The following is a 14,277-nucleotide window of genomic DNA, read 5'->3' as shown; positions in this document are numbered from 1 at the left end:
AGAAGCGGGTGTGGGTTAGTAAGAAGCGCACAGGCTATTCTGAATTATATCGCGATGTTTTATAATCCTCATCGGCTATTTCGTACTTGGGTTACAAAAGCCCTGATCAGCATGAAGCAGAAATGGCGCAACTACAAAATGTCGCTTAACGGAGCTGGTCGATTTTTCTCGACCACCTCAATGCGGTTAACCAACTATGACAAACATGAAGCGAGACAATAATTTATCTTGGGTCCATATTCACTAAAGCCCTTACCTTTTCTTCTACTGTCGTCCACGGCAGGAAGGCGGGTTTACGAAAAACGGTAATAGTCAGAACATTTTCCTGAAAAAGATAGTCCGCTTTAAATCCAAAACCTTTTATTACGCCCTGATCAGTATCGCCCAGGAAATGCACACCGTATTTTTGGGCAGTTTCCTTCGCTTTGGTAATCAGTTCATCCGGATGATCAAAAATCTCTATCTGTATTGATTTTGGTGTTTTCATTGTGTGTACCCAGAAAATAGTGATGTCATAGCAACTGTTTAGATAGGTTCTTTGCTTTGGTGTTTTCTAATTGGGCATAGTCGATGCTAAAAATGATTGTAAGTTTGTGACAGGCCTGTCGAGTTTGGGCTGTTTCTTGCCCGGATTTCAAGATATTCGGTAGCCAGGAAGTTTTATTAACTGATGTTATGCAGTTGTAGAGTCGAATTCATTTGACCCGGCGCAAACGCCCGGGTACCGGCCTAGGCAGTGCGACGCCCCGCAAGGGGCACAAGTAGATTCGCACCTGCACGGCATAGACATCCGTGCCGCCGCCAGGATACCCTCACTCAAGTGCCGGAATGACTGCCTGCAGCGATCAGCTTCATCACCGTCCAAAATAAAAAGTGAAACTGCTCATGGCTATTACTGTCAAAAAATTGCATTACACGAATTTAAAATAAGCACTGCCATATCTATGGCCGTGTAACTTTAGAGCTATGAAGATTGCTGATCTATTGATGCCGGGCTATTCCGTTGGCAATTATCATTTTCAAACGGAAGGGACGGGCATCTGCTGGCTAATTGCAATAAACCGGACATATTGGCGGCGTCATCAGTAAACGTTGAGACCCTCTCGGGCGCTGATTCTTTCGACTGCTGTCTGTATGCGTATCGAGGACAAGCTGAATATGAAAATAGACGACTTATATAAGAACGGCGTCCCGCTTGGAATCGCCATTGGTGTCGGCGCAACAATTTTAGCTAAAGCCGTAATACCCCTGTTGCCTGACCTTGTCAGAGCGGCCCGCCCTGGCGCGCGCGAGGCGCTCAAGTCAGGGATATTGCTTATGGAACAGGGACGGGAAATCCTCGCCGAAATCAGCGAAGAAGTTGAAGATATATTGGCGGAAGCCCGATCCGATCTTCAGCAAAAATATGACGTAAGCCCATCCGAAACTCCTGAATCCAGTGAAGCCGCCTCCGACCAGGGTGAATCATGACCGATGACGAAATTCAGCCTTCCGCTTTCATTAAGCATCAATTGCCGGGACGAGTCAGACTGAAAATACCGCAAAAACGCGGCGATATTAATTATTTTAATCGTCTTGAAGAACTGTTTTCCCATTTTCTCGGCATCAATGAATTGAAATTGAATCCATCGACGGCAAGCATTGTGATCAACCACGAAGCCGATGTCCCTTTCCAGGATATTGCCGAATTTGCCAAAACAGAAAACCTCTTCAACTTAGTAAAAGAGGCTGAAGATCATGATGAAACAGTTCCGAATTTGTATATTAAAGCGCTGGCCTTGAACGGGTTCGATCGGTTTGACAAAGCGCTGCTGGATTACAGTAAAGGCCGGCTCGATGCCCGCTCATTTGTATTTTTGACCTTGATCGGATTAGCGATTCATCAAGCGGCGCGGGGTAACGTGTTGGCGCCTGCGTCCACCTTTCTGGTGTATGCGTTTCAGTTGCTGGGTGTGAAAGACATAAATCAGATTGAGTACGAACAAAAAGCCGATTCCGAAGGTGAGTGAACATTTGGGCAGTTCAACAAAATAAATCGCCACATCAACCACAAGCTTGGCTCAGCCTTTGACAGCAGCCCCACAATCCCACTCATTTTCTTATTCAGCCAGTAACTCGGCCTTGTCAGTCTTTTCCCAAGGTAAAAGCGAACCCTCTGAACCAAAATGCCCGTTAACAGGCAATTTCTGATAAAAAACGCCATCATGTTTCCGCGTCAGTTCGCGCAACGCCAAATCCCTGATAATGGCTCCCAGGCGAAAATCAAAATGTCTGAGCAGGCGTTTGCGGATCTCATGGTCGTCGATGATGCCCGTGCCTTTGGTCGTCAGATTGACGCTGACCGGCCCGGGAAAACCGATGGTATAACTGAGCTGCACTTCGCATTGCTCTGCCAGCCCCGCAGCGACGACATTTTTGGCGGCATAACGCGCCGCATAGGCGCCGACTCTGTCGATGCGCGACGGCCCTTTGCCGCTTAAAGCCGCCCCGCAATGCCTGGCGTAACTTCCGTAAGTATCGCCATCTGTTTTCCGGCCGGTCATGCCGGAGTGGACTGCCGGACCGCTGCGCATAAAAGGCCCTTCGGGATTGATAATCACCCGGGTCATAGTATCCGGTTTGATAGCGGCATTCTGAAAAACCGGATTGATGACATGCTGCCAAAGATCTTCTTCAATCTGCTCAAAGGCTGGCATTGAATCCGGGCTATTGCAGCCGGTGATGAGCGTCATGCTGTGGATCCGGTCGGGAAAATCGTTGACGAATCCAATGCCTACTTGCGTAGTGCAATCGGGGGACAGGTATTCGATACTGCGCTGTCTCCGGGCTTCGGACAGCTGCCTCGAAAGCCGATTCGCCAGGGTAATGGGCAGCGGCATCAATTCCGGCGTATGACGGCAAGCGTACCCGAAGACCGTGGCCTGGTGCGAAACGGTGATACGATCCAGTTCGTCGTCCATTGAAAAGTTTGTTTCCCTGACCGTCTTTGCTTGTTCTATCAGACTCGTGACAACGGCGCATTCATCGGCGTTGAAGTCCCTGGGCCAATAGCCAACCTCTTTGATGACGGAACGCGCAATTTCCGGAATATCGACAACGGCCTCGCTCGCGTATCGTGCGGCAAGAAACAACACATTTTTCGATATCGCGCATTCCGCCGTGATGCGGGCAGTCGGGTCCTGCCGCAGATAGGCGTCGACGATCGCATCGCTGATGGTGTCGCAAAGCCTATCGGGATGTCCTTCCGTGACAGATTGGGAGGTAAACACATAGTCAGTGATCATGGCTTATCATCCTTATGAAAGGTATTTTTGCCGATGCCTTTTATCGCTTCATTGGCAATCAGCGGCAACCCTGCTCCCGCCAGGATGGCCACTATATCAATTGCGCCCACCGGACTCAGCCTTAACAGCCTGCGCAGAGGCGGCAGGAACGCCGCCAAAACCTGCAGCATGCCTGACAAGCCAACCGCGGCATCGAGATAGCGGTTGGAAGGGCGATTTTCCGAACGAAAAATAGAGGTTCTCCCCGAGCGGCAATGATAGGCATGCAACAATTGCGCAAGCGTCAATGACATAAAAGCATGGGTGCCGGCGTTCTGGCCCGGCCCGTAACGCAGCAAACCATACCCATAAACGCCTAGAGCGCCCGCTGTGATGATGCCCGACTCCCGGATCAATTCAGCATAATCGCCGCGGTCTACGATCGCAGCCTGCGGATCGCGCGGCGGCCGCTTCAGGACATCCTCTTCAGGAGGCTCCAACGCCAGCGCCAGCGCCGGAAAAATGTCGGTGATCAGATTGATCCACAACAGCTGTATCGGATTGAGTATCTCGGTACGCCCGATCATGGCGCTGAACAGCATCACTTCGATTTCGCTGAGATTGGTCGACAGCAAGAAGTGCAGGCTTTTACGGATATTGTCATAGATAGCGCGCCCTTCGCGTATCGCCGTCACCATGGTTTTCAGATCGTCTTCCTGCAGAATCATATCGGCTACCGAGCGCGCCAAGTCAGTGCCTTTCTCGCCCAGCGTGATGCCGATATCGGCCGCTTTAAGCGCAGGGCCGTCATTGATGCCGTCGCCGGTCATCGCGACAACCTTGCCGTTTTGCTGCAAGGCTTTAACAATGCGCAGCTTGTGAGCGGGACTGACGCGGGAAAAAATGGTGGTGTGATCGATCAAACCGGCGAGCACGGAAGGATGCAATTTATCCAAATGCTCGGAATCGATAATTTCCAGCGATTTACCGTACCTGCCATTCAAGCCCAGCCTTTTCCCTACTGAAAAAGCGGTGGAGCTTTGATCGCCGGTAATCATGACGGTCTCAATGCCGGCGTCATGGAACTCGGCCATGAGCGCTTCCATGCCCGGCCGGATCACATCTTCCATGCCCACCAGTCCCAGCCAAATGAGCCCTTGCCGTTTATAATCGGCTGCATCCCCGGTCATGCAATAAGCCACGCCCAACACACGCAACGCATCGGCGCCAAGCCTTTCGTTCCAGATCAAAATCGATTGCCGGTCGTCTTCCGACAAAGCCTTTAAATGGCCGTTATTGCTGCATTGCCGGCAAAGTTCCAGGACCGCCGCCGGACTTCCTTTGACAGCTGTGAAAAACCGCCCGTCCTCGAGCTGGTGCACCGTCGTCATGTAGGGACGGGCTTCGGCGCGGTAGTCCACCTTTGCCAAAGGCCGGCGCGCTCTTAATGCAGCGACATCTTCACCCGCATCGATAGCCGCCTGAAGCAATGCGTTCTCGGTAGGCGATCCCTGCAAATCTTGGCTGCCTTCCTTGGCAATTGTCGATTCATTGCAAAGCACCAGCACTTCCATCATGCGCTGCAATGCCCCGTCAGCCTGATAAAGATCGATATCAGCCTCGCCGTCGAAAAAACGGCCTTCTTTTACACTAATAGCCGATTGCACGGTCTTTAGCGCAACGACGCTCATCTGGTTCAACGTCAACGTGCCGGTTTTATCAAGGCAAATGACCTGAACCGATCCCAGATTTTCAACGGCCGGCAATTGACGGATCAGTACCTTGTTCCGCTGCATGTCTTTGATGCCAAGCGCCAGCGTAGTAGTCGCCACAGCCGGCAAGCCTTCCGGGACTGCCGCTACGGCCAGCGAAATAGCCGACATGAGCATTTCCGGCAAAGGCCTGCCGCGCAGCAATCCCACAAAGAATACCAGCGCGCAGATCCCTGAGCTGAACAAGGCCAATTGCAGGCCCATCTCATTGATCTGCTTTTGCATCGGCGTTTCGGGCGTGACCGTTTCACCCACCATGCTTTGAATCTTGCCGATTTCGGTATGGCGGCCGGTAGCCACGACAATGGCGCGGCCGTCACCGCCTATTACCGTTGTGCCCCTATAAATCATATTGTGCCTGTCTGCCAAGGCTGTTTGAGCTTTTCCCAGGAAAGCATGCCTTTTGCTGGCGGGAAGGCTTTCCCCGGTCAAAAGCGATTCATCTATACTCAACCGACTGCTTTTTAACAAGCGAGCATCAGCGGGAATATAAGTTCCCGGCGCAAGCACCAGAATATCGCCGATTACTACATCCGTTAAGGCAATATCCGTTTTTTTGCCGTCTCGAATAACGGCTGCGATTCCGGGCGCCGACTGGCCCAGAGCATTAATGGTTTTTTCAGCCGATTTCTCGGTTGCATAGCCGATAACCGAATTGATCAGCACAACGCCTGCAATGACAAACGCATCGGCCACGCCTCCGGTAGCCAATGAAATGCCTGCCGATAATCCGAGCAGGGCCACGGGAGCGGACACAAACTGTTGTAGAAAGATCTGTAGAGAAGAACGTCCGCGATGTTCGGATAAAACATTAGGGCCGTATTCAGCCAGCCGTTGATGAGCGCTTTCGTTGGTCAATCCCTCCTCTTCGCCCTCGACGAGCTTGATGATTCGGGAACCGGCAAGCGTGTGCCACAAATGGTAAGGCGGCTTCCGGTATCTCGTCGCCGCAGGCGCGCGTTTTTTTTCTTTGGTTTTGAACGCCCTGGGTTTGGGCGAAGGCCTGTGAACATGCTCGTGGATAATCGAACAGCCGGTTACCGCTTCCAGCACGCCCGCTATGCTGGCGGGCATAGCCTCATCATCTCGGGAAACCGCATATTGGATTAACAAATTACCGGTCAGGGTATTGGCGCGGACGAACTTCAATTCGGCCAAGGCGGTTAATTTCGATTCCAAGCTGGCGCGCAAAGACTCGTTGCGATATAAGCCGGGCACATGAAAACGCGTCCTGCCGGCTACGCTGTTATGGATGACCAATACACAATAGCGCGGTTTATGTTCGTATGAACCGGTATCTGTTATCGAAGCCATTGAATTAAATTTCAGAATTCGATTTCACGGTCGCACGTCTAGCCGGCTCGGGCCGGACGGGGCATGTTGCGCCGTCTGCTTATTTTCAACGTGTGGCCATAACGGCCACCAAGACGCCTGCGATGACATTTCCGGCGATATTGACCAGGAGCTCCCGGGTAAAAAAGGCGCCTGGGGCCATTTTGCCCAACTTAGGGTTCTTGTGTTTCTCAGTAATCTCGATCTTTCCCTTGCGCAGTTTACTGACGGCTCTCATGACCAGTTGAACCACTTCCTCCTCGCTATGGTAAGCCGGGTGATATTTAACGAGCAGGGTTCCCGTCACAATATTGGGCTCTGCATGATAAATGCCCTTTGCCTTTTCATCACTGAGCAGGTCATGCTTGAGTAAGTTGGCGTAGGTCTGCTTATGTTTGATCGACGGCACCCGGATGCGAATCCTGTTCGGAACCTTGTTGTGGATTACGGTGATCAGGTCTTGCGCCGCGTCTTTCATTGCTTCAATGAGTAGTCAATTTCTCATAAATTTCAGTAGTTTTTAATAAACTGCAACTGCCGCAACCGATGCACGGATTGCCAAAGATCGCTTATCGCTGGATTATCAATTTATATTTTAGATAAATCGGATTCCAGAAGTTCATTGATTAGTTTGGAATCATTCACTCTGGTTTCAAATTCCTTACTGATGTTACGCATCGGTTGAACTGAGACGGGTTTAAAAAATAACGCCAGCGCGACGGTAACTGTAGGGTCGAATTCATTCGACCCGAAACGCTGCTATTTTTTTAAAGATGGTTAAGTGCGAATACCCGCAAGGGGCACAAGTGAATTCGCACCTACGCACGCATCACGATTCAGGCGGCAAGGTGCGGCGAGTTGACTGAAGATCGGTTTCATGACCTGCCGCCAGCGCGGCTAACAGGATAAAAAACGGCCCATGCGTAACCTCAGTTTATAACTCAGACAAACCAAGCAATATTGCTCGTAAAACTACATTTTTGTGAACTTGCCAGCGTTATTTTTATCCTAACAGGAGGTTTCGGACAGTCTATAAAACATAAGTTTGCCTATCGAAACACCCCACGTAAATATTTTTTAATTTGATGTTCGGGAGATAACAATGGCTACAAAAACCTCTCGCAAACCCGATGAAACATCGACAGTCGATGATGCAACAGAAACTGACAATCAACCCGGCATGGTAGTGGCTGGAGTCAAAAAAGGCGCTTTAGCGGCCAAACAAGCGGCAAGCAAAATTGTCTCGGCGCCATCCAAGCTATTGGACAACACTGTCTATGGCGTCTGTTACGGACTATCCTATGGAGCCGTGTTCAGCTCTTTGATGGTCACAAAAATGCTGCCCGCCAATGGTTCGGTCATCAAAGGTTTTCATGAGGGAGCAAAGGTGGCGCATAAGGATTTCAAAACGCAAAAGCAAGAGCCTGTTGCCACCGAAAAGCACGAACCTAAACACGCTGCAGCAAAAAAGCCTGAGCCTAAACATGCTGCAGCCAAAAAACCTGAGCCCAAACGCGCTGCCGCCGAAAAGCACGAGCCTAAACACGCTGCCATCGAAAAACCTGCGCCTAAACACGCTGCCGCCGAAAAGCGCGAGTAAAAACAATAAGGCGATTGATTTGTCGGAAAAATGCAGCCGCTCCACATCGTCAAGCAGATCAACACCCCCACTGCCGTCAGTTCCGGCAAAAAGTCTCGGAGCATCCGGCGATGGCGCGTTAATATGAGAGGTACTGATAAACGAAGCGGCGGAAATCGCTGCGGAATTGGAATCGCTGCCATAGCCATTTTTTAAAACGAGGGCCATGCGATCCGTACTGAGAAAGCTGTTGTTTTCTGCAACCGTTGCACCGCTGCTGCTATCCCTATTCTCAACCGCAGGAGTCATCTGCTCGGCAAAAGCGTTTTTTTGATATAGACCGAGACATTATTATTTGTAGCGGTAGAGATACCTCCGGACAGATAGAAGATATTTCTTTCAATATGAGCATCCGCTATGGGATAACCGAGGCCCAGACAGGGCATGTAGTTGGTGTAACTGACTATTGAATCGGTTAGGGTAACGGAACCATAGCCTGCCCCACTGAGATAAGAAGATGCACCGATGATATTCGCATAGGCGATATTGATCCGCCCTTCATTGATGGCGAGAGGATCATTGTTCGCCATGGCAATAGATACATCCCGAAAATAAACTAACGCATCAGGTGCGCCTACCGCATTAAGCGCGCCGAACACCTCGAAGCGCCCGTTTTTAATCTTGCTCCCTTTTCAATCGTCAGCGTGGCCCCGTTTGCAATTTGAACTGTCACATCAGTGAGGTCATACTCTTCACCGGCATGCCATGTCGCATCGTTTGAGAGAATCAGATTGGAGGCATCTGCCTCAATGGTTAAGGCTGCCAGGATGATAGCCGGATTACGGATTGTCAAAGTCGCTTGGCTCATAGCGAAAATGTCCCTGTTATTGATTATTATGAGGAGGCTATTTTGAGGCAAAACCCGTTAAAATGGCTAGCAAGCTTGGGCCGACTTCACTGGACTATTGGATGTTTCGGAGGCTAGATTTTTCTGTAAGTTCCAGTCCTTTAGAATCCCGCCAAAGTGTTGTGATTTATTGCTGTTTTTTATCTTGAAGTATTCCACTACTGACAAATCAATGTTCAATGTCGCTCATACATACCAGTTCTAAACTATCACTGCCTTCTCCAAAGCAGGAGCCGCTAAAAGAGAAATCACGCTTCTACTCGAAAAAGCCCCGAATCAGAATAGGCCACCAGTATAGTGCATGCAGAATCTATCCCAGCAATGACAACTGTATCCCACTCAATCATCTCATTATTAATCATACGACTGGATTTTTTTATATGAACTCCATCACACTTTCATAAATTCAATTTGACACAAATCATAATCCCTATAACTTTAAGCTTAATATTTGCTTAAGAATTATGTTTGTCTTAAAAAGACAGCACTTCCAAGAATAATAAGATAAATCCACTCATCAAGAAGCAAGGAATTTTACGATAGCGTGATATCGGGCTTTTATTTGCGCTATTTCCGTTTCCTCATTTTAGGACGATAGCTTTAGTTGACCTATGGAGATAAAGGACTTGAATTTTTTACGCTTATTAAGAACTGTTTGCCTGTCTGCTGCGATATTCATCAGCGAAGGTTGTGCGAGCGCCAATTCCCATCATGCCGGCACATCCCAACGCGAAGTTGAAATACGCGAACTGCTACATGACAACCTATCCTGGGCGTTTGGCACCCATTCCCTCACTAAACCTTATAAATGGCCGGATGAAGAAGATGTTATCGAGGTTTTCAAGCAGCTCACCGACGATGATATTCCGGTACTGATCAACATTATCCGCGCCGATGTAGCGCAAGGAAAAGGGCTTTTGAATGCGGAAACCAATTCCGCTATCTGGGTGCTGTCTTTTTTTAAAGACAAAGCTAAAGCGCCGGTATTACGGCTTTACCATGATCCATCGATCTCACAGGCTGAAAGAGCAATATGGAAAGATGAGCTGGATGCAATCAAGGCAAGGTCGACAACAAATTGGCGGTAGTTTATCGCCAGTCATTCGCAGTAAATATCATTAAGAAGGAGATACTTGTGATACATAAGCCATTATATTTTAGCCGGCTCTCTATTGTTATAACGATCTGGGGAACAACACTACTTCCGGCGGATGTCGGAGCCTTTGTTCCCGGCGGTCTTAAAGGTGCAGCGACGGGTGGAAAAAGCCATAAACAGATGACTCGGGATGCGCTCGACGTGTTCTATGCCGAATATGGTTATGGCGCCGATGCCACGCCACTCACCAAAACCATGAATTATGCACGAGAACAGATCGCAGACGCCAACGCCTCGGTGGATAATAATTATCCCTCGACAAGCGCACGGCATTGCGATGCGGAAAATTTACAGGCCTGTAGCGACCTGATCAAAGACTTATACCAGGAAACCGTCGATTCACTCAAAAACGAAGATGCGGATTCTGCCCGAAAAATGCTTGGTGAAGCTTTTCATACCTTGCAGGATTTTTATTCACACAGTACCTGGATAGAACTAGGAAATTCATCGCCCAATCCGGACCTTGGAAAAGGCTCTATCGCTAATGTTGCGCCACAGGATGCACAGACATGCACCGACGCCCCTGCGCTGGATCTTTGCTTTACGGACAATTTGACGTCTTCATACCTGACCAGCGGCTATTTCTCTAACCAGGACAGGACACATTTATATCAGGCTGGTAGAAAATGTGCCCACGGCGGTTCCTTTGACCATACCGGCGGCTATGGCGGTATCAACAAGGACTCAAGCACCTGTTTTGTAATGGCCGGGCCAGTTCCCGTTGGTGTGTCTCCTCATGCCGATGATAACCCGGCTGCGACCCTTGTGGCGCAAGATGCCACCGTCGAAGCGCTGCGTGCGATCAAGGAGCAAGTCAGTGAGCATGAGTTCAAAAGTCTGCTTGGAATTGGCCCTTCATTGGCATTTGCTGTAGATACAACGGGCAGCATGGGTTCAGTAATCAATGGTGTACAAACAGACATTCGTAATATTTTGAATTCGCGGTATGGTACGCCGGATGAACCGACACGCTATATCCTGTCGCCGTTTAACGATCCTTCTACGGGACCTTTGACCTCTACAAACGATGCCGACCGCTTCCTGAATGCAGTGGATAGTCTGTCTCCATGGGGAGGCGGTGATTGTCCAGAGCTGTCGATGAAAGGCGAATATGATGCATTGTCGGCCTCAGAAACCGGAGGAGAACTCTTCATGTACACAGATGCGAGCGCCAAAGATGCTTATTTGGAAGGGCAAGTGAAAACGGTTGCGCAACAGAAGGATGTCAAAGTTTTTAATGGCCTTTATGGACACTGCTCTCCTTATGATCCGGCATACTTCGATATCTCCAATAGTTCTGGAGGGCAAACATTTATCCTGCAACCAGGCAAAACCGCAGGCTTTTCGCAACTAGCGAATCTCCTGGCGCGCAGTAATGCTGCTGATATTTTGGCCGTTGCCGGACCATTGGGCACTACTGTAGTCGATCACCACTTCCCTGTAGACCTTCAAACCAGCCGAATCACTGTTTCAGTAACCAGTACCGGCGTTTCCAGTATTTCTGTTATCCGCCCGGACGGCAGTATCGTCTCTGCTAATGATACTGGCGTAATGCAACCGACTATCCCGACGGCAGCAGGATCTGCAAAAGTGTACTCAATCGATGCGCCCCAACCTGGCGATTGGCGCATTTCTATCCAAGGCAGCGGAGATTATTCGGCTCTGGTCAATGGCGACAGCAATCTGCTGTTCAATGCCTTCCGGTTTGTCGAGCCGGGAGGACGCCCGGGACATGAGGGATATTTCCCCATTTCCGGCTTCCCTATTGTAGGCAAAACCCAAGAGGCAATCGCACGTATGTCAGGTAAGCCGCAATCCGTCTCTTTCGAACTTCGGACGCGGAACGGGCAAGTCATACAGTCTTTCAACCTGGACTCGCCTGATGCTGATGTTGGCGAACTGCTGGGAAAATTGACCATTCCTACACAAGAATTTGTAGTCTATGCCGTGGGCAATGATGCGAGTGGGCAACCTTTCCAACGTGTGCGCGCATCCCAATTCTCACCGCAGTCGTTTGCCATTTTTCCGCCCGTAGCAGTAAATATGAGCCGAGATCAGGATACTTCTTATATTTTTCAGATAAAGAATTATGGGAATGATGCAAAATTTAACTTTTCAGCACTGGATGATAAAAACTATCAGGTGAGTCTGACGTCAGGCTCGGTAAGTATCCCGGCAAACGGCAGCGCCAATGTCAAAGTGGTCATGCATCCGCCATTATCGACGCCGATCGGTACTCCGGATACACTGACGTTCACCGTGATCCAGGCAGACAATCCCAAGGCAATCAATTATGCCGTGGTTAAAAGCAATGTGGTTAATCCAATTCTCCCTGGCGATACCAATCGCGATGGCGTAGTGAATTGCGACGATTTTGCATTGGTCAAAATCTCACTCGGAAGCAGAGTGGGCGATGCCGCATTCAATCCGGCAGTGGATATGAATAGTGATGGATTGGTGGACGAGCAGGATCTGGCTGCAATCAAAGCGGCAGACAATGAGCCGCCTACGATCAATGGTCTGGAAGCCGCGCCCGATGTTTTATGGCCGGTTAACCATAAAATGGTTGCAGTAACAATAAAGGCAAACACGACGGACTGGTGCAGCGTACAGCCTCCAGTGTGCAAAATTGTTTCTGTCAGCAGTAACGAGACAGTCAATGGTCTTGGCGATGGCAACACCGATGCTGACTGGAAGATCAATGGCAATCTTGAAATGCTACTGCGGGCTGAACGTTCCGGCCAAGGCAGCGGTCGGGTATATACAGCCAATGTTCAGTGTACCGATGCAGCAGGAAATGCCGCTACTGATTCAGTGACTATCACAGTCCCGCACTCTTCTGCGGCTCCCTGACCACCTGCTGCAAAACACAGTGTTTTAACCCGGCCTGTACCGTTTTAATTGATGAAAAACGCAAGGTGAAAGTTGATTTCACCTTGCATCTTATGTGCTTCTATTACGCTAATTTTCGATAGGCACAGTCGACTATGTGAACGTTCCCGCCAATTTTCGGCCTTGCTCCGTGAGGCGATATTGCTGCAATCGACTGTTGGGTTTGTCGGGAATGGTCATTTCGATCAGCCCCATATCCAATACCGGTTTCAGGTAGCACTCGCGGAATGATTCCCTGTCTTTTAGTGTTAGATCGGTTTGCAATTCGTTTCGAGTCAGCGGCTTATCAACTCTAAAAAGCGCTTTTATCAATGCCTCGACTTGCGGGGTAACTTGCTGGCCGACTTGCTGGGTGTTGTTTCCGGCAGTGCTTTGAACGGTTTCTAAAATCACGCCCAGCATAAACTCGACAAAAGGCGCGGAATCGGTCTTTTGCGTGCTCAGGTTGATCGCCTGGTAATACTCGCTTTGATGCGCGTGCACCATGCTTTCAACGGGTAGCTGAGCGAGCAACGGCTTCCACTGGCTCAGGATCAGTATTTGCCATAAGCGCCCCATACGCCCGTTGCCATCGGCGAACGGGTGAATGAACTCGAATTCGTAGTGGAATACCGAACGGGTGATTAACGGGTGTTGATCACTGGCGGCCAGCCAGCTAAACAAATCGCCCATGAGCTTTTTAACGCGACTGGCAGGCGGTGCCATGTGCACCACCGCTTCGCCATTCATCACGCCGACGTTGCCCTTGCGATAGCGGCCAGCATCGTCAATCAAACCAGCCATTAACACCTGATGTGCCTGCAATAACTGTTTTTCGTTGGCCGGTTGCCAGCTTTCAAATTGTTCGTAGGCTTTAATGGCATTGCGGGCTTTCTGAATTTCCTTGGGTGGAGCGATAACCCGCTTGCCTTCCAAAATGGCGGTGATCTGGTCTTCGCTCAAGGTGTTGCCCTCAATGGCAAGTGAGCCTTGAATGGTGCGAATGCGGTTTATACGGCGAAGACGGAGGTTTTTTTCACCCTCCAACACTGATAATCGCCCGAGCTGTTCGCTGATGTCGGAGATCAGGCGAATGATGGAAGGCGTAATGGTATAGGGTGGTTGGTAGCTTTTAGCCATCGCGTGGACCACGGTAGTCGGCCAGCCGTAAGGCGTTATCAGCATTGGCCGTTGCCATACTGGCGTGTGGGAACGATGAAAACAGTTTAGCCTTCATGGCCTGCTCAAGAGGGGCATGCCAGCGCGTAGGATGCCGTGAATAGCGTGAAGCGCACTCGTGCCCTTTGGGTATCGATCGCGGCCGATCCGCTTCGCTTTTCGCTCAGCACATATATGGACTCCTCCGTTTTGCAAGCTTTTTCTCTTCGATCGCAACG

At 49.9% G+C, this 14,277-nt stretch carries 12 protein-coding genes; 5 read left to right on the top strand and 7 right to left on the bottom strand.

Going from position 1 to position 14,277, the window contains the following annotated elements; translation table 11 throughout:
* Positions 1-223 precede the first annotated feature (223 nt).
* A complete protein-coding gene (locus IT781_RS11955; RefSeq protein ID WP_194970388.1) occupies positions 224-487 on the bottom strand; it encodes a hypothetical protein in 264 nt (87 codons plus the stop codon).
* Between the two features lie 647 nt (positions 488-1,134).
* On the opposite strand from IT781_RS11955, the gene IT781_RS11950 reads away from it, so the two are divergent.
* The gene (locus tag IT781_RS11950; protein ID WP_228779103.1) at positions 1,135-1,470 is read left to right on the top strand and encodes a DUF5132 domain-containing protein; all 336 of its coding nucleotides are present in this window, start codon (positions 1,135-1,137) and stop codon (positions 1,468-1,470) included.
* A complete protein-coding gene (locus IT781_RS11945; protein WP_194970387.1) occupies positions 1,467-2,009 on the top strand; it encodes an HMA2 domain-containing protein in 543 nt (180 codons plus the stop codon). The genes IT781_RS11950 and IT781_RS11945 overlap by 4 nt, the downstream gene beginning before the upstream one ends.
* A 90-nt stretch (positions 2,010-2,099) precedes the next feature.
* On the opposite strand, the gene metK is transcribed toward IT781_RS11945, so the two are convergent.
* The 3 genes from metK to IT781_RS11930 all read right to left on the bottom strand — a co-directional run bounded on the left by metK (position 2,100) and on the right by IT781_RS11930 (position 6,845).
* Positions 2,100-3,284 (bottom strand): methionine adenosyltransferase, encoded by a 1,185-nt coding sequence (gene metK / locus IT781_RS11940; protein WP_194970386.1) that lies wholly within the window; start codon positions 3,282-3,284, stop codon positions 2,100-2,102.
* A complete protein-coding gene (locus IT781_RS11935) occupies positions 3,281-6,349 on the bottom strand; it encodes an HAD-IC family P-type ATPase (RefSeq protein WP_194970385.1) in 3,069 nt (1,022 codons plus the stop codon). Before IT781_RS11935 ends, metK begins: the two co-directional genes overlap by 4 nt.
* Positions 6,350-6,434: 85 nt before the next feature.
* Positions 6,435-6,845, bottom strand: a complete 411-nt coding sequence (locus IT781_RS11930; RefSeq protein ID WP_194970384.1) for an HMA2 domain-containing protein — start codon at positions 6,843-6,845, stop codon at positions 6,435-6,437.
* A gap of 624 nt (positions 6,846-7,469) precedes the next feature.
* On the opposite strand from IT781_RS11930, the gene IT781_RS11925 reads away from it, so the two are divergent.
* The gene (locus IT781_RS11925; RefSeq protein WP_194970383.1) at positions 7,470-7,967 is read left to right on the top strand and encodes a hypothetical protein; all 498 of its coding nucleotides are present in this window, start codon (positions 7,470-7,472) and stop codon (positions 7,965-7,967) included.
* Positions 7,968-8,251: 284 nt separating this feature from the next.
* On the opposite strand, the gene IT781_RS11920 is transcribed toward IT781_RS11925, so the two are convergent.
* Both IT781_RS11920 and IT781_RS11915 read right to left on the bottom strand, forming a co-directional pair.
* A complete protein-coding gene (locus IT781_RS11920; protein WP_194970382.1) occupies positions 8,252-8,605 on the bottom strand; it encodes a hypothetical protein in 354 nt (117 codons plus the stop codon).
* On the bottom strand, positions 8,581-8,814 hold the full coding sequence (locus IT781_RS11915) for a hypothetical protein (protein WP_194970381.1): 234 nt from the start codon (positions 8,812-8,814) through the stop codon (positions 8,581-8,583). Before IT781_RS11915 ends, IT781_RS11920 begins: the two co-directional genes overlap by 25 nt.
* A gap of 665 nt (positions 8,815-9,479) precedes the next feature.
* Between IT781_RS11915 and IT781_RS11910 the strand changes: the two genes are divergently transcribed.
* On the top strand, positions 9,480-9,941 hold the full coding sequence (locus IT781_RS11910) for a hypothetical protein (protein WP_194970380.1): 462 nt from the start codon (positions 9,480-9,482) through the stop codon (positions 9,939-9,941).
* A 47-nt stretch (positions 9,942-9,988) separates the two neighbouring features.
* Entirely contained in the window at positions 9,989-12,862 is a 2,874-nt protein-coding gene (locus IT781_RS22860; protein WP_194970379.1) for a dockerin type I domain-containing protein, read from the top strand.
* A gap of 132 nt (positions 12,863-12,994) precedes the next feature.
* Here the strand turns inward: IT781_RS22860 and IT781_RS11900 are convergent, their stop codons facing one another.
* Entirely contained in the window at positions 12,995-14,065 is a 1,071-nt protein-coding gene (locus IT781_RS11900; RefSeq protein WP_228779102.1) for a Fic family protein, read from the bottom strand.
* Positions 14,066-14,277: the final 212 nt, after the last annotated feature.

Origin of the sequence: Methylobacter sp. BlB1 (assembly GCF_015476545.1) — a bacterium.
Taxonomy (GTDB): Bacteria; Pseudomonadota; Gammaproteobacteria; order Methylococcales; family Methylomonadaceae; genus Methylobacter.
This window is presented reverse-complemented; position numbering and strand designations above follow the sequence as displayed.

Excerpts from the sequence above, each read along its gene's own strand:
- IT781_RS11950 (WP_228779103.1), top strand. The coding sequence starts at position 1,135 with ATGCGTATCGAGGACAAGCTGAATATGAAAATAGACGACTTATATAAG.
- IT781_RS11935 (WP_194970385.1), bottom strand. The coding sequence starts at position 6,349 with ATGGCTTCGATAACAGATACCGGTTCATACGAACATAAACCGCGCTAT.
- IT781_RS11900 (WP_228779102.1), bottom strand. The coding sequence starts at position 14,065 with ATGCTGATAACGCCTTACGGCTGGCCGACTACCGTGGTCCACGCGATG.
- IT781_RS11955 (WP_194970388.1), bottom strand. The coding sequence starts at position 487 with ATGAAAACACCAAAATCAATACAGATAGAGATTTTTGATCATCCGGAT.
- metK (WP_194970386.1), bottom strand. The coding sequence starts at position 3,284 with ATGATCACTGACTATGTGTTTACCTCCCAATCTGTCACGGAAGGACAT.
- IT781_RS11930 (WP_194970384.1), bottom strand. The coding sequence starts at position 6,845 with ATGAAAGACGCGGCGCAAGACCTGATCACCGTAATCCACAACAAGGTT.
- IT781_RS11915 (WP_194970381.1), bottom strand. The coding sequence starts at position 8,814 with ATGAGCCAAGCGACTTTGACAATCCGTAATCCGGCTATCATCCTGGCA.
- IT781_RS11945 (WP_194970387.1), top strand. The coding sequence starts at position 1,467 with ATGACCGATGACGAAATTCAGCCTTCCGCTTTCATTAAGCATCAATTG.
- IT781_RS11925 (WP_194970383.1), top strand. The coding sequence starts at position 7,470 with ATGGCTACAAAAACCTCTCGCAAACCCGATGAAACATCGACAGTCGAT.